Here is a 15,704-nt window from a genome sequence, read left to right on the forward strand (position 1 = left end):
TCAGTTGGTGCCAAGCATGCTGAGAAAGCTTACAAGCTTCATCTTCAACAACTGTTGGCTGAATATGATCTAGCTATGGAACAGCTGCAGGTAATTGAGAATGAAGTGACTGCTGCATTGGCCAAGATCCCGTTTACTAAGCCGTTACTGGAGATAAAGGGCCTGAGTATCCTGTCTGTCGCCGGTATTCTGGGTGAAGCTGGCGACCTTAGCGGCTCTCATGCGTGGAAAACAGGTTTTGACTGCAACTCGGCCAACTTCTCGGCCTGCATTCGGTGCGGCTTGACGTCCCCGCGATAAAAAATCTCAGCAAGATGCCAGAAATCCACTATATCCGTCTTCACTTTTCGCAACTTTGTGCTTTTGCACATTTGGATTGCAACGGGTTCACGATGTAGTGACGATAGCCTTCACGTTCAATGTAAGCAACAAGACCGAGAGTAAGTTCCCAAGTAGGTTATCGTTCTCTCCGATACTGCCATCATAAACTAGCCACAAAAAAAGGCCAACCAGAAATTCTAGCTGACCAATAGGGTATCCTTGAGGTTGTCTAAGCCGCAAGTCACTCATCTATTTGAAAATCTTGTTTCGTACAGGACAATCTTGAATGCATCATGCGCTGAATGGCTAGGAGGCAGTTATCCAAATGTACAAGAGTGGCATGGGCCCCGTGACGTCGCGCGTTTCATCGAAAGCATGTTTGGTAGCCACTACTCTCCGACCACCGTCAGCAACATCAATTTTTACATCAACTTATTCTATTCGTTATGAATATCATATTTTAGTGCATGGAGTTCAATACCCATACGCTTCCTGCAACGATCACGATTGCGATAAAAGCAGCGGAAAGCATCTTACCAATTTGCCAAATCCCGTGAGCTCCTTCAGTTATGTGCATGAACATAAAAAGTTGAATGGCAGCTTGGATAAATGCTAAGACAAACACAAGGATAATAATGGTGTTATATGGCAGCCCTGCACGCATGCCAATCCACACTGCCATAAAGGTTAAAGCAACTGACAAGAGGAAGCCGACGACCTGCATCCATGGAAATGGATTGCTCTTTCTACTGTCCATCATCCCACCATCCCTAATAAGTAAACGCCAGTAAAGACAAAGATCCATACAAAGTCTAGAAAGTGCCAATATAAACTTGAAACAAAAACCTTTTTAGCCGTTTCTGGTGTTAGACCTCTTCTAAGAACTTGAGTTATAATCAATACAATCCAACAGATTCCAAACGTTACATGGAGTCCATGCGTTCCGGTCAGGAGATAAAATGAAGACCAGTAAGCGTTTGTGCCCAGATTAGCACCTTCGTTCACTAGATGAATAAACTCTTCAATTTCCATATAAAGAAAGGCAAGACCAAATATTAATGTGATAACTAGCCACACAATCATTGATTTAACGTTGTTTCTTCTCATCTCATGAATCGCCAATCCAGAAGTAAAACTGCTGATTAGCAATATTAATGTCATTATAATTGTGTTATTTAAATCAAAAACGTCAATGGGCAACGGACCACCCGCTGTGCCGTCTTTAAGAGCAAAATACGCTGCAAATAAAGTTGCAAATAAAGCCACTTCCGCGCCGAGAAAAATCCAAAATCCAAAGATGTTCAATCTGCCCGTTTCAGATTGATATTCCAAGGGCGTGTCAGGGTTATTGGTAGTGTTTATTTGTGCCATGAGTTCACGCCTCCTTATGAAACGGTTGTTCCATTTTTTTTAATTCTTCCACTGTGACATAGTAACCTTCATCTTCTTTGTGAGAACGGATTGAACGAATTAACAAACAAGCAATAATACCGATCCCGCCAATTACGGCCAACCACCACAATTCAAACACCAGTCCGAATCCTGCGACAAAGAATAGGGCTGACATAACAAATGGCGTAGAAGCGTTATTAGGCATATGAATTGGCCGATACGTGATGGTTTTTTTCTTTTTCTCTTCGTTCTCCTGTTTCATCTGCCAAAATGCATCTATTCCCTTAATTTCCGGTACATCGGCGAAATTATAATGCGGAGGTATCGCCGTCGTAGTTGCCCATTCCAACGTGCGTCCGTTCCATGCATCTCCCGTTGTTTCTTTTTTGGCATTGCGGATACTATAATGAATGTTGTACACCAATATCAGAAAACCAATTCCCATACCAATGGCTCCGATGGTGGAAACAACATTAAGAGCGGTCCATCCGTCTTCCGGGACGTAAGTATAGACACGTCTAGGCATGCCTGCAAACCCCAATAAAAACTGCGGCAAGAAACAAACATTAAATCCGATAGCAAAGAACCAGAACGACAATTTTCCAAGCCGTTCGTCCAGTTTATGACCGAACATTTTTGGATACCAGTAAACAAATCCTGCAAAACAAGCAAATACAACTCCGGCGATTAAAGTATAGTGAAAGTGAGCAACAAGGAAGTAATTATTATGATATTGAAAATCTGCCGCTGCCATACCCAGCATAACACCGGTCACGCCTCCAATAACAAACGTCGGAATAAATCCAAGCGCCCACAACATTGCTGTTGTAAATTGTATTCGGCTTTTGTATAACGTCCCTAGCCAATTAAATATTTTTATGCCGGTTGGAATTGCAATGGCCATCGTGGTTATCGAGAAAACATTGTTTATTGCAGCACTGCCTCCCATCGTGAAGAAATGGTGTACCCAAACAAGAAAACTTAAGAATGAAATCACAACTAGAGAAATAATCATAGATTTATAGCCAAACAATGTTTTTTTAGCAAACGTTGCAATAACTTCTGAAAAAATACCGAACGCGGGCAATACAACAATATATACTTCTGGATGTCCCCACAACCAGAACAAGTTTGACCAGAGCATTGGATTTCCGCCATCGGTTAAAGTAAAGAAATGCGTACCGAATAATCTGTCAAATGTCATTAATGCCAAAGTAACGGTTAATATCGGAAATGCAAACACGATAATAAACGATGTGATCAATGTAGTCCATGAGAACATTGGCATGCGTAATAATTTCATACCAGGCGCGCGCATTTTAATAATCGTTACAATAAAATTAATCCCTGTTAGAAGTGTCCCGATTCCCGAAACTTGTAATCCTAGCAGATAATAATTTATTCCCGGTCCCGGACTTCCTTCAATGGCCAACGGAGCATAATTTGTCCATCCTGCATCAGGAGACCCGCCAAATACGAATGATACGTTAAAAAGAATCGCCCCAAAGAAGAATGACCAGAAACTTAGATTATTCAAATAAGGATACGCTACATCCCTGGCTCCTATTTGAAGAGGAACTACGAAGTTCATCAGTCCGAGTAGAAACGGCATTGCCATAAATAAAATCATGATTGTCCCGTGCGTCGTAAAAATTTCATTGTAATGCTGCGGCGACAAGAAGTCGTTATTGGGAACCGTTAATTGCGCTCGCATTAATAGCGCATCCACACCGCCACGGAAGAGCATCAATAGTGCCGAAATGATATACATAATTCCAATTTTTTTATGGTCTACAGTGGTTACCCACTCCGTCCAAAGCCATTTCCACTTTTTGAAATAAGTAAGCACAAACACGATTGCAATTAATGTTAATAGAATGGAAACATTCGCTCCAACAATCAATGGATCATTTAAGATTAAATTTTCCTTTATAAAATCAATCATCTTGAGCCCCTCCCTTCTTAATGGTGAGACGAAATCGTCGCTTCATTTTCGTCTTCTTCACTGCTATCAGCTTTTACTCTTATCCCTTTTACTTCAACCCCGTATTTCTCGCGAATGTTCAATGCGTATTCGGAGTTTTTACTATGATCTATAAATTCCAAATGTGTGGAAGAAAAGGTCATTTCCCCGACTGTTTCGGGTAACATCAACTTTTCATAGGTTCCTACATCTAGCTCGGGGGCGTTTTTTTTCGTTTTTTTCAACCAATCTTGGTAATCCTCTTCTGCTAATGCTACAAATCTAAATATTTGGTTCGTCATGCCTACTCCAGTGAAATTAGAATTTCTGCCTTTATATACCCCTGGATCATCTGCCTGCAGATATAATTCATTTACCATTCCCGGCATCCCGTAAATTTGGCCGCCTAGTTGCGGAATCCAGAATGAAGCCATAGAATCAGCAGCAGTAACTTTGAAGAGAATGGGATAATCTTCAGGAACGTTTACGTAGTTTACGGTTTCGATGTTGTTGTCCGGATAACTGAATATCCATTTCCAGTCAACGGCTGTGGCATGAATCACAATCGGCTCTTTATCGGCTGTTGATTTTGGCGGTTTCTTCAGTTCATAGAGCGCTTTAGCATTGGGAATAGATAGTGCGGTTACGATAATAATCGGAATCAGCGTCCAGATAATTTCCAACTTTGTGCTTCCGTGCATATCCGGTTTATATTCGTTCTTGTCAAAGTTTTTGCGATCGCGGTATTTAGTCACTATGAATGTAAACAGAGCATAAACAACGATAAGAATAGCGAGCATGAAGTAGATGGAATAAATAATTAGATCTTTTTGGATTGCACCGACCGGACCTTTTGGATCCAAAATAATTAGGTCGCTTCGAATGGCTAATGCAGTTAGTACAATTAATGAAAATAAACTTGTTAAACCAATCACCCATGACTGAACATTTTTGAACATATACGTTCAGTTCACCTTCCCTTCTATCGGTCTGATCTGCAGCTCAAAGCCTATGCTACAACATTTAAACTATTATTTGTAGTATAAAAGAGCACATGTCATCAGATCTTCAATCTCTGTTCACGAGTTAATCACAATCCGTCCAGTTACCTCAAGTTTATAACCGATTCCTCGAACGGTTGTAATGATATCAGCACTTCGTTCATTTACGGATTTTATTTTCTTTCGCAAACGCTTGATATGTGTATCCACTGTGCGCCAATCACCGAAGTAATCAAAGTTCCAAACATCCTTAAGAAGAGTCTCTCTAGAGAATGCTTTATCCGGCGAACTGGCTAAATAATGTAAAAGGTCGTACTCTTTTGGCGTAAGACTGACCCCCACCCCACAAACGGTAATAGTACGATTACTATGATTGATCACTAAGTCATTTAGAATAATTTTATTATTTACATTATTGCTCAATAAGATCGCCCCAGAAGTTCGCCTCAAAATTGCTCTGATGCGGAACACTACTTCACGTGGGCTGAATGGCTTGGTAATATAATCGTCAGCCCCAACATCAAATCCATGAATCCGATTCATCTCATCAGTATTACCTGTCACTATTATGATGGGGGTCGTTTTTTTTCGACGTAGACGAGAGCAAACATCAATTCCTCCTTGCCCGGGTAACATCAGGTCAAGGGTAATCAGATCAAAATGATAGTTCGCTGTTTTTCGAAGTGCTGTCTCACCGTCTTCTGCTTCATCTACTGTATAACCTTCATTTGTCAAATACAGTCGCAGAAGCCGACGGATATGTTCATCGTCGTCAACGATCAATATTCGTTTAGTTTGCTCATTCATAATAAAAATTCTCCATCCCTAGGAGTGACATAAAAATTAGTTAGAAACAATGCCTTAAAACAATACTACACCCATATAAAACTATAATGCATAGTATTATTTGACGTTATCATGACATCGCTTCGAATTGCCGAGGATTCCACTAAAAATCAATAACTTTTTGTTGCTATTTCATTGAATTGAGCATATATTTTTACCCAAGGAAACATTTTGACCTTCGGCAAAATTTATTTGATTCGATCAACATCGTGCTAAATGCGAATGGGGATGTACAAGATGAATGATCTAGCTAATAATCAAGTGCTATCGTCAACAAGACGCGTTAAGAGTATTAGAAGTCTATTGCCGTTCCTAGGCCCTGCCTTTATTGCAGGCGTAGCCTACATTGACCCGGGGAATTTTGCCACTAACATTGCTTCAGGTTCCCAATATGGCTATATGCTTCTTTGGGTGGTGCTTGTGTCAAACTTAATGGCCATACTTATTCAAATTTTGTCGGCAAAGCTTGGAATAGCGACAGGCAAGAATCTGCCAGAAGTAGCTCGTGAGAACTTGCCCAAATCAGTTTCGTTCGGTCTTTGGATTCAAGGGGAGCTTGTAGTCATGGCCACTGATCTTGCTGAATTTATCGGTGCAGCCTTAGGTTTGTATTTATTGTTTGGCATTCCTTTGTTACCTGCTGCTCTTATTGCTGCAGTGGGCTCCTACGCCATACTAGAGCTGCAGCGCAGAGGATTTCGCCCTATAGAAGCCGTAATTGCCGGAATGGTTTTTATTGTGGTTATCGCGTTTGTGATTCAGGTGATCTTTGCGCAACCGAACTATTCCGAGGTGCTTCAAGGATTTTTTACGCCACAGTTCAAAGGTGTAGATAGTGTAATGATGGCAGCGGGGATATTAGGGGCAACCGTAATGCCACATGCCATATATCTTCATTCCGCATTAACTCAAAAAAGGATTATTGGGAGAAACGATGTGGAACGAAAAAGGATATTTCGTTTCGAGTTTATTGATATCTTGATTGCTATGTCAATTGCAGGGGTTGTAAATGCATGTATGCTCATCGTCGCGGCAGCTCTCTTTCATAAAAACGGACTAAATGTTCAGGACTTGGATGTTGCATTCCAACAGTTTGGCGAAGTTGTCGGGACATTCTCTGCGATACTGTTCGGTATTGGTCTATTGTCGTCGGGCCTGGCCAGCTCAGCCGTTGGGACCATGTCAGGTGATATTATTATGCAAGGGTTTATAAGGCGTCGAATCTCTCTCTACCTTAGACGGGCTATTACTGTGCTGCCGCCAATTTTGATTATTGCAATCGGGGTCAATCCGACTACTGCTCTGGTGATCAGCCAAATCATTCTGTCGTTCGGCATCCCCTTTGCCCTAATCCCCCTAATAGTATTTACTAGCAATAAACAGATTATGGGCAATCTTGCTAATCGTCGGATCACAAACATTCTGGCCATTGCAATCGCAATGATCATCATTTTGTTAAATGTCATCCTCGTGATCCAAACATTCAGCAACATATAGAATAACAAAAACAAGACGCTCAAACTTTGCGTCTTGTTTTTGTTCCTTTGGGCTAACTTGTCGAGAGCTTCATTACTTTCTTTTACGGACGAGAAATTTACCGATTAGTACGATAAGAAACAAAAGGGCTATACCTGTTATGAAATAGAAAATAGCTGGGGCTTCAACACCGTTGTTCGCTCGAAGGGGAATCGAATTACTCATACTAGTCCTAACTCCTTAAGATCTCATTAATCCAAGAACTTCATAGGATTTTGTTGTTTATTGTTTTTCTCGACTTCAAAATGCAAGTGAACGCCTGTCGATCTTCCTGTGTTTCCCATAATACCGATAACATCCCCTTTTTCTATTAGGTCGCCTCGTTTTACATTGATTTTGCTCAAATGCGCATACAAAGTCTGGTAACCATTCTGATGATCGATGATGATATGATTCCCATAACCTGAATTCTTAGCAGCATAAATGACCTTACCACTGTCAGCCGCAAATATATTTCGATTAGTTGAAACCGTGTCAATCCCCTCGTGCTGTCTGCCCCATCTCTTGCCATATTCACTTGTTATCTGTGGTTTAACAATTGGCCACCCAAACGATCCTGTGCCAATGCCTGGAATTACCTTGGAACCTTGTACGATTTGTTTCTCAATTGGTTTAATTATAACCTCTGCACCCACTAATACTTCATCAACCAGTTCTCCGTTTACTTTTATGGTATTTATGGTTATTTTTTTTAATCCCGGCTTGCCAGGATTAATCACTTTACTTGTTCCTCTACGCATACTTTCATCGTAGGTTACTTGCACTCCATTTGGAATAGAGACTGTTTCATTTGAAATTTCCTCGGTTCTTACGGATAGCAGCGCACGATTTACAGTTAAATCGAGTTCATCGCCGATACCAATGAAATCATTTTTAATCCAAGGATTATTGGCCAAAATATCCTTTTGAGATATATTAAATTTCTGTGCCAAGCATGAGATACAGTCCCCTGCCTTTACTTGATATATAATGTTTTTTTCGTTACTTCCCCTTAGTACTCGTAGGAGTTGATTCTCTGTTAACAATTCCGAAGGATCGACGGTAACTTTTTCGAAGGCAATCGATTCAACAATTTTTATGGATTTGAGTTCTGTTTTACTTTCTTGTTTGTTTTTATAAGATAATGTCATTACTTCCTGTTTTAGATTCTTTGGATCGTACATAGACTCGATTGTTGTAAGTGCTTTTTGAGCAATTTGCTTGTTTTTAACAGTACCTACTACTTTTCCTTCTACGAGTAATTTATATCCTGAGGCCTCTATGGAAAATAGCTCTGCTATTTCTTTTAATACTTTATCGTCATTGATTTTACCCATAAATTTTCGTTGTGGGGTAATTTCAATCTTACTTGAACTGTACTGAACATCGGGGAATTGCATTTCAAATTCAAGCTTTTCTGCGTCGACCCAATTTTTAACAATATCAGGCGTGCTGGTAGAACCAAGGTATTCGTCATTTATTGAAATATTAAAGATTTCTTTTGTTTGAATGCTTACCCACAGTCCAAGACCAATAGTTATGACTATTATAAAGAACACCACAGCTAACCAAACTTTATTAATAAATCGAAAGGATCCAATCGGTATCGTCTTGCGCATCTGAACCTCCTGCATCAAGATTGAATCGTTATTAAAACTATGAATAGTAGTTTATTTTCAATCAACTATTGATAAAATCAGTTGAATTTCAATTCGTACTCAGCGTATTCCCAAGCTTAATGAGCTTCCTCCATCATTTCTTCGGCATTCTCTACAGTTGTAATTCTCCTTGCCGTTACATATCGCTTTTCGTAATAAGTATCGGATAGTTTACTAATACTAACTCCCTTACTACTAGCCGAGTGCGCAAATTTTCCGTCACCAATGTAGATACCAGCGTGCGAAATCCCCTTTCCATTTGTATTGAAGAAAACAAGATCCCCGGGAATAAGTTCTGATTTAGTTACTTTAATCCCTGTTTCAGATTGATCTTTTGAGGTGCGTGGAAGTTTTGTGCTAAATTGATCAAAAATATGCAGGATAAATCCTGAACAGTCGAATCCTTCAGTTGTTGTTCCCCCATACTTATACGGGGTTCCCATAACTTCGTCAATTGCAACATTCAATTTTGTATTACTTGCAAAAGCACTTCCAACGCCTGAAAATAATAAAACTAAGCCTGATATTAAAACAACAATTTTTTTCATCTTACTATTTTCGCTCCTTCAGACCTGCAAAGATAGTTTGTGAGTTTAAACGCAAATCGGCAAAATAAGATATTAGATTACTCATTGTAGTCTAATTCGATTTTCATTTCCTATGTCCTGCTATACGAAGATTAGAATTCTTTCATTACTTTATTTCTTCGATATTAAGAATGCTTTTTCGTATTTATAAACCATTCCTCCAGCATCCGTGAACGAGATATTGATGCTCCATTCCCCGAACTCCTTGATTAAGTTATCATTCGCTGTAAAGGAGTACTTGTCAAAGCCTTCAAACCCATACGGATCCGCACCGCCACTTAGAAATGTCATCGGTATTTCAATATGAGAAGCATTATCTTTCAGCTCCTTTAACTGAACAGAAACTTGAACAGGCTTCCCTGTATTTGTGGGTAGCCATACATCCAAGCGGAATTTCTGATCCTTCGGATCTGCCTTTATTCGGAATGACATATGTGCTTTCTCACCCATTTTGTGCCAACTGATGGTATCAAAGGTCACCGTCTTGTTATTTCGGCTTACCATCGCTGAAATGATGAATATCACAACGATCAGGACAAAAGAAGCAATCATGAGTTTCATTGGCTTCTTGCCCTCGATCCATTTCCGCCACACCAAAATGATCACCCCGCCTAATTAATACTACCTAAAATAGTATAAAATGAATTGCAATGAAGATGAACCTAAAATCGTCCATCTTCATTGTTTCAAATGCAACCCAGTAAAATAACGATAGTCATGACACTCAGAATGAACGTTGAAGGCAAAAAGGCCTTCCATTCGAATATGGGCATGTTGAGTTCCGATTTGGGATCGATTAATTGTTGTAGTCGATAATTAACGGATTCATCGGCAAGATGCACTCCGTAAGCATGAGGATGACTTTGTTCACTCTTTATAATCTTGAGTAAGACTTGTGCCAAGTGAAACTCGCTTCCTGCACGGTAAATGGCATATCGATCAGCTAACAATTCCATCCAAACTTTATAATATTGAACCAAACCTTTAACGATCGGAAGAAAAGCAAAACATTCTGCAATAATAGTTAAGACAAAGCGTTGTAACGGGTGGCGAAATTGATAATGGTATAATTCATGATAGACAATCGAAATGAGCTCATCTTTGCTAAAGCGCTCCAACATACGGCTGGAAAGAACGATCCTAGGTCTCAAAAATCCAATGGTCATGGCCATCATTTTTTGTTCAGTGATCACTTCAATTCGAATAGATTCACATTTAAGTAACTCTCTTAATTGCTTGCTCATTTCATCGTTTTTATTTGTCTTAATGTATCTTTCCCATTGGCGATATAATTTGGCTTGTTGAATCAACTGCTTGCAGAAAATCAGACAAGAAAAGAGCACGGATAGATTTAACAATAGCTCCCAGAGAACGTGATTTGAAAACGTATCGATAATAATGGATCTAATAACAAGGAACAAGTTCAGTTCCAACGTGATATCACTGAGCTGATGAACAAGAATGTAGGTCATCTGCACGGTTGCCCATAACCCAATAAGAATAATCCAGATTAATGCCATCATAGGTTGTCTCGGCATGATTAACCCTGCTGCTCTCATGGTTTGTTTTTCATTTCATTCAGTTTCTGTTCTAATCGTTCAATCAGATTGGCATCCGCTTTATCCAGATTATCGATAAGATGACTTACCATGAGCGAACCAAAGTCCTCTATAAGACAATCGGTCACAACCTTCGTCTGTTCCCTAATAAATTGTTCTTTATTCTGAATGGGAGAAAAGAATGTAATTCTATTTCGGCTGTTTCCCGTAGATTCTTTTAGTAAATGACCCTTGTCGGCTAACCGAATCATGACCGTCATAACCGCATTCAAGGATATAGGTTCCTCACGATTCAAAATTTCATGCACCTGTTTGATCGTCAGTTTGTTTTTTTCCCACAGCACTTCCATAATTTTAACTTCCAGAGATCCGAAGAACCGATGAAGTCCTTCTTCGTTTAGATTAATTTTTTTTACTTTCAATGGTGGTACCCCCTTTACACTCGTTTATCTATTTTACCATCAATGTCTTTAAGAAAATATAAAACCAGTAACCGTGCCAAGGGTAAGCAGCCTGAACTGAAAGACTAATCTAAATTATAAACGCATAAAACTATTATTTATAGTATAATTGTTCAAATGTCATTTACCGTTCACCTTTTAATCAAGTTAGGAGGAGTAAGTCAAGTATGTACGTTTACTTCGCTGTTATTTTAGGCATTGGCATATCTCTTACCCTCGCACGTATCATTTTAGGAGCTTATATAATTAACCCGTGCTTGTTGTTACAGCGATACCCTGTGCCCGTTCAATAGCAGGTGCCACAAAAGACTTAAATAGAGAATTTCTTACTATTCAATCTTCCGCTTCTTTCCTTATTGATTTTTAACCTTCTTATTTAAAATCAAGATAACCTCAATTATTGGGATTCAGCATTTCATTTATTTATCATTTTTACAATTTAAATTTAGTAGTTCTCCTCCTCGTGGATTGGCGATTCTTTAGTTATTTCACCCCCAATTGCCTTGTACTACCTGGAACTGATGGTATGAAGGAATATAAAAATTACGTATTTCATTTCAAAGGATTATTCATCAATATCGTAATTTCAATCGCATTGAGCGCGATAGGCGCCTTTTTCGTCCTCTTTCTTATAGGTTAATGAAAAAATCGCTACACTTACTCCAAAATGGTCTGTGTAGCGATTTTAAGTATTAATTATTTACTGAAGGCTTGACTAGAATCAAGCTTATTGTGATGAGTACGAAAGCAACTAAAGCCAAGAAGGGGATCGTAATAAAACCTAACCAGTTGATATAATCTACATTGCATGGGACTCCGTTCGTACAGGGCTTAACCCCTTCAAATCCAGGTACTTTCTGAAGCATGTAATGATAGATGGAAATGGATCCGCCGATTATAGATAACGGCAGAATATATTTTTTCATCGATGTATCACTATGATAAGCAGCTATGCCGAGTAAAATGCTAAGAGGATACATAAAAATTCGTTGAAACCAGCAGAGCTCGCAAGGAATATAGTGGCGAATTTCGCTAAAATACAAACTTCCTAGTGTTGCGATAACCGAAATGATCCATGCGAAATACAAAAGATAATGAGCGGAGATCGTTTTTTTAGGGCCCATCTTTATGCTCCCAACTCCTTATCGATTACGGATTTAATCGTCTCGATATCAAAAGGATTTGAAATCTTAATCCCATTAATCATAATGGTTGGCGTTTGAGTGATCCCATACTTTTCAACAAGAGCATTATCGACCTCAACCTGCGGTAATGTCGTTCCTTTACTCAAATCTTCCTTTAACTTTTGTACATCGATTTGCGGAGAGATGTTTTGCGAGAGATCTAGGATTTTCTTTTCCGTGATCCAGAGTCCATCATGGTTTTCCGTTGGCTGAGCTTTGAACATGGCTTCATTATATTCCCAAAAGGAGTCCTTGCTTTGTGAAAAAATCGCCTCTCCCGCTAAGGCCCCCAGTTTGGATTCATCGCCGTGGAAAAGGGTATTCACGAAAACGAGCTTCATTTTCCCCGTATCGATATATTCTGCTTTTAGTAGGGGGTAAATATCTTGACTCCATTTTTTGCAAGAAGGACATTTATAATCTCCGAACTCAATTAGAGTAACTTTTGCCTCCTCTTTGCCAATCACGGGTTGATTCACAATGCTAGGTTGTTCATCGACTCGAGTGAGGTCTTGCGCCTTATCCGTAGTTGCTTGGTTAATGAAGAACAATGCAAGCAATAGAATAATAATCGCAGTGGTATATAGGACTAGGGTTTTTGCAGGATTTTTCTTCGTCGTACCTGTTTTCTTTTTCTTCATGGACATCTCATAATCCCCTTATGATCTGACTTTTATTTACCTAATAGTTTTCTTATGCGTACATCTATGTCCTCTTCGGTCATGCCGCCAACAAATATATCCATGATCTTCCCGTCCGGTTTTACGAAAAAAGTCGTTGGATAGGATTTAAGCTTATAAAGACGTTCTATTTTACGATTTTGATCTCGCAGAATCGTAAAATCCAAATTGTAGCGACTGACAAAATTGCTGACGGCTATCATGTCTTCGCTTAGATTAATCGCCAATATTTTAAAAGGTTCATCTTTCCATTTTTCTGATTGGCGTTGAAATTCCGGCATTTCCTTAACGCAAGGTGGACAAAAGGTACCCCAAAAATTAATAACGATTGCTTTCCCTTTATAGTCGGACAATTTATATTCTTTATCGTCTACTCCCATGAGCGAAAATTCAGGCGGCACATCTCCCTTCTTCAAGACCACGCTTGAAGACTCGAATGATCTTCCGATAGTTATTCCGCCAATAACAAGCACGCACAGTAAAATCGCATACTGCCATTTTCTTTTCGCTGTTCGATTATTCATTTCCTTCTCCTTCTCTCTTTATCCTGCTCCATGAGCTTATGAAGAGGAGAATAGTTCCACAAACGATAAAACAGTCAGCAATGTTGAATATGGGGTAATTGATAAAGGTAATTTCAACCATATCAACGACTTCTCCCCTAAAGATTCGATCGGAGAAGTTGCCTAATGCACCACCTAACACAAATGCTAACGCTACACTTTTTAACTTATTGTTCATATAGGTTTTATGGAGGAAATACACAATGAAGGCAAGGATTATGACTGTGACAATAATTAAAAACCATATTTGGTTCTGCAAAATCCCAAACGCAGCGCCTTTATTTCGATGTGAAGTCAATGAAAGGATGCCATCAATTAGAACTGAGGATTCACCAATAACCATTTCTCTTACGACAAACCATTTTACGAACTGATCTATCATTAACGCGCAAAGTGATATCAAATACAAGTACAGCAATAAATACCCTCCTATTAGGAACGTCCTTTTAGTCCTTGCTGTTTTCTTTTCCTTTGCTTTGCAAGCAACACAAAAAACATGAATACAATTTGTAAAAACCATAAAATGGTCAATGCGATCGACCAAGGAGACTTGCGATCAACAGTAGGTATTGTTTGAACTTTTACTTCAGGTTCGTTCCAGGCCGGGGCATTATTAAGGTTTAGCGGTTTTAATACGGTAAGCGGTTGATCCGGTTTGTAAAATGGACTATTAAGTGCAAACAAATTGCCAAAACTATCTATGCTAAGTTCGGACGCTACACCTTTGCTTGTAGTTATCCAGATTTCTTCGTCCGAAAAATAAGGCTGTTGTTCGCCGTTAATAGGAAATGACTTTGTTTCTCCAGCACTCATGACCTTTTTCGTTTCCACAGCTTCAAATCCGTAATTTAATAATGCGGTCATATCTTCATACAATTCTTCACTGGTTGACGATTTTAAGATTACGCCGATCAATTCTGTGTCGCCACGTCGTGCGGAGGAAACCAACGTAAACCGGCTGCATTCGTATATCCATTTTTAATTCCATTTGCGCCTTCGTAACTCCAAAGGAGCTTGTTATGCTCCGATTCCCAATCTTCCCCCACCCACGGTTTTTTTGAGTTGACACTATCTTTCGGAACGTTTCGTTTTCCATCGCATATTTCGCGATTTTAGCTATATTTGCTTGCCGTAGTATAATGATTCGAATTTGGGAGTCCATGAGGGTTAGTAAAGTTTTGCGTTAAACTTAGCTTATCTTTAATGAAATTGTTCATTCAATTCGCGAATTGGGCCTTGGACCCGTCACTATATTCCGGAATAGCCGTAGCGGCATCGTTGCCGAGAATTGACATGAAGTCCATAGAGGAGTTTTTCCATTGAAACTTCTACCCCTTCGGCTAAATATACACGTGTTCCCTCTTCATATCGGGCTTACCTTCAGGACATCATTAATAGCTGAGGATTCCATGGCTATAACGCCAGTCACTATTTTAGTGATACTAGCTGGAAATATGCGTTTATTTATATTTTTCTTATAGCTTGTTTTCGAATCGATCAGGATTGCAGCACCTCCACGAATTGACGGTTACTGATCCATACGCGCTGAACCGGAATTAGCCCAGGTAAAGAAGAGGAAGACCGTAAGAAATAGTTTAATGAGTGGAGACCAAAAGTTATTCTTCATCAACGTTTTTATGAGTCGATTGGTTTGATATTTTCGGAATTACAATAACAAAAATTAATCCAACAATGGCAATCGCAATGAAAAAAACAATCAACTCAAACAAGTAAACCCCTCCCATTCCGACATATTTACTACAAATAATAGTTTAATATGAGAAAACAGAATGGGTCAATCTTTCTGTAATCATTTCTTCAATTGTTCATATGTAATGAAAAAAAATAGACACTCTTAAATTGAGTGTTTCCAGGGTGTTTTCCGTTATGTAAGTAATGGATCATCATTTCCACGCTTCTCTAGCAGATCGTTCGATTTCCCTTTGGCGTTGTTTCATGAGCATTTCGGCAGAA

At 39.3% G+C, this 15,704-nt stretch carries 17 protein-coding genes and 2 pseudogenes; 3 read left to right on the forward strand and 16 right to left on the reverse strand.

Annotation, left to right across the window (positions count from 1 at the left end; all coding sequences use genetic code 11):
• Together B0G52_RS35670 and B0G52_RS36840 are read left to right on the forward strand one after the other, a co-directional pair.
• Positions 1–216 (forward strand): annotated as a pseudogene (locus B0G52_RS35670) (IS110 family RNA-guided transposase); the annotation flags it as partial.
• Positions 217–631: 415 nt separating this feature from the next.
• Positions 632–738: pseudogene (locus tag B0G52_RS36840) on the forward strand (transposase); the annotation flags it as partial.
• Between the two features lie 43 nt (positions 739–781).
• On the opposite strand, the gene qoxD reads toward B0G52_RS36840, so the two are convergent.
• From qoxD to B0G52_RS24350, 5 genes are all read right to left on the reverse strand, one after another.
• Positions 782–1,081, reverse strand: a complete 300-nt coding sequence (gene qoxD / locus B0G52_RS24330) for a cytochrome aa3 quinol oxidase subunit IV (protein WP_369827120.1) — start codon at positions 1,079–1,081, stop codon at positions 782–784.
• Positions 1,078–1,692, reverse strand: a complete 615-nt coding sequence (gene qoxC, locus B0G52_RS24335) for a cytochrome aa3 quinol oxidase subunit III (RefSeq protein ID WP_094048092.1) — start codon at positions 1,690–1,692, stop codon at positions 1,078–1,080. Before qoxC ends, qoxD begins: the two co-directional genes overlap by 4 nt.
• A gap of 4 nt (positions 1,693–1,696) precedes the next feature.
• Positions 1,697–3,658: a cytochrome aa3 quinol oxidase subunit I gene (qoxB, locus tag B0G52_RS24340; protein ID WP_094048094.1), complete on the reverse strand. Its 1,962-nt coding sequence runs from the start codon at positions 3,656–3,658 to the stop codon at positions 1,697–1,699.
• A 17-nt stretch (positions 3,659–3,675) separates the two neighbouring features.
• Positions 3,676–4,635, reverse strand: a complete 960-nt coding sequence (gene qoxA / locus B0G52_RS24345) for a cytochrome aa3 quinol oxidase subunit II (RefSeq protein ID WP_094048096.1) — start codon at positions 4,633–4,635, stop codon at positions 3,676–3,678.
• Positions 4,636–4,755: 120 nt separating this feature from the next.
• Positions 4,756–5,484 carry a response regulator transcription factor gene (locus B0G52_RS24350; RefSeq protein ID WP_094048098.1) on the reverse strand — a complete coding sequence of 243 codons (729 nt, stop codon included), beginning with the start codon at positions 5,482–5,484 and terminating at the stop codon, positions 4,756–4,758.
• 276 nt (positions 5,485–5,760) lie between these two features.
• Between B0G52_RS24350 and B0G52_RS24355 the strand changes: the two genes are divergently transcribed.
• On the forward strand, positions 5,761–7,020 hold the full coding sequence (locus B0G52_RS24355; RefSeq protein ID WP_143762625.1) for an Nramp family divalent metal transporter: 1,260 nt from the start codon (positions 5,761–5,763) through the stop codon (positions 7,018–7,020).
• A 230-nt stretch (positions 7,021–7,250) separates the two neighbouring features.
• On the opposite strand, the gene B0G52_RS24360 is transcribed toward B0G52_RS24355, so the two are convergent.
• From B0G52_RS24360 to B0G52_RS36690, 11 genes are all read right to left on the reverse strand, one after another.
• Entirely contained in the window at positions 7,251–8,657 is a 1,407-nt protein-coding gene (locus B0G52_RS24360; protein WP_158223847.1) for a M23 family metallopeptidase, read from the reverse strand.
• 116 nt (positions 8,658–8,773) lie between these two features.
• The gene (locus B0G52_RS24365; RefSeq protein WP_094048104.1) at positions 8,774–9,244 is read right to left on the reverse strand and encodes a C40 family peptidase; all 471 of its coding nucleotides are present in this window, start codon (positions 9,242–9,244) and stop codon (positions 8,774–8,776) included.
• Between the two features lie 150 nt (positions 9,245–9,394).
• Entirely contained in the window at positions 9,395–9,877 is a 483-nt protein-coding gene (locus B0G52_RS24370; RefSeq protein WP_143762626.1) for a hypothetical protein, read from the reverse strand.
• 92 nt (positions 9,878–9,969) lie between these two features.
• Entirely contained in the window at positions 9,970–10,821 is an 852-nt protein-coding gene (locus B0G52_RS24375; protein WP_158223848.1) for a M56 family metallopeptidase, read from the reverse strand.
• Between the two features lie 17 nt (positions 10,822–10,838).
• Positions 10,839–11,264, reverse strand: coding sequence for a BlaI/MecI/CopY family transcriptional regulator (locus tag B0G52_RS24380; RefSeq protein ID WP_094048110.1), 426 nt, complete (start codon positions 11,262–11,264; stop codon positions 10,839–10,841).
• Between the two features lie 731 nt (positions 11,265–11,995).
• Entirely contained in the window at positions 11,996–12,427 is a 432-nt protein-coding gene (locus B0G52_RS24385) for a disulfide oxidoreductase (protein ID WP_094048112.1), read from the reverse strand.
• A gap of 2 nt (positions 12,428–12,429) precedes the next feature.
• Entirely contained in the window at positions 12,430–13,134 is a 705-nt protein-coding gene (locus B0G52_RS24390) for a DsbA family protein (RefSeq protein ID WP_094048114.1), read from the reverse strand.
• Positions 13,135–13,160: 26 nt separating this feature from the next.
• Positions 13,161–13,691, reverse strand: coding sequence for a redoxin domain-containing protein (locus B0G52_RS24395; RefSeq protein ID WP_094048116.1), 531 nt, complete (start codon positions 13,689–13,691; stop codon positions 13,161–13,163).
• A complete protein-coding gene (gene lspA / locus B0G52_RS24400) occupies positions 13,684–14,148 on the reverse strand; it encodes a signal peptidase II (RefSeq protein ID WP_369827121.1) in 465 nt (154 codons plus the stop codon). Before lspA ends, B0G52_RS24395 begins: the two co-directional genes overlap by 8 nt.
• Before the next feature lie 14 nt (positions 14,149–14,162).
• Entirely contained in the window at positions 14,163–14,645 is a 483-nt protein-coding gene (locus B0G52_RS35350) for a hypothetical protein (RefSeq protein ID WP_143762627.1), read from the reverse strand.
• A gap of 448 nt (positions 14,646–15,093) precedes the next feature.
• A complete protein-coding gene (locus tag B0G52_RS36690) occupies positions 15,094–15,252 on the reverse strand; it encodes a hypothetical protein (RefSeq protein ID WP_143762649.1) in 159 nt (52 codons plus the stop codon).
• Between the last annotated feature and the right edge of the window lie 452 nt (positions 15,253–15,704).

This window comes from Cohnella sp. SGD-V74 (assembly GCF_003001675.1).
Taxonomy (GTDB): Bacteria; Bacillota; Bacilli; order Paenibacillales; family Paenibacillaceae; genus Cohnella.